Genomic DNA, 274 nt, shown 5'->3' on the forward strand with positions numbered 1-274 from the left:
CTGTAAGCCGTTGAAGGTGTGCTGTGAGGCATGCTGGAGGTATCAGAAGTGCGAATGCTGACATAAGTAACGATAAAGCGGGTGAAAAGCCCGCTCGCCGGAAGACCAAGGGTTCCTGTCCAACGTTAATCGGGGCAGGGTGAGTCGACCCCTAAGGCGAGGCCGAAAGGCGTAGTCGATGGGAAACAGGTTAATATTCCTGTACTTGGTGTTACTGCGAAGGGGGGACGGAGAAGGCTATGTCAGCCGGGCGACGGTTGTCCCGGTTTAAGCG

General features: G+C 55.5%; 1 rRNA gene. It reads left to right on the plus strand.

Going from position 1 to position 274, the window contains the following annotated elements:
- Positions 1–274: ribosomal RNA gene (locus HBA26_RS22740) — 23S ribosomal RNA — on the plus strand; the annotation flags it as partial.

The organism is Enterobacter sp. 725m/11, assembly GCF_011683705.1.
Classification (GTDB): Bacteria; Pseudomonadota; Gammaproteobacteria; order Enterobacterales; family Enterobacteriaceae; genus Enterobacter; species Enterobacter bugandensis.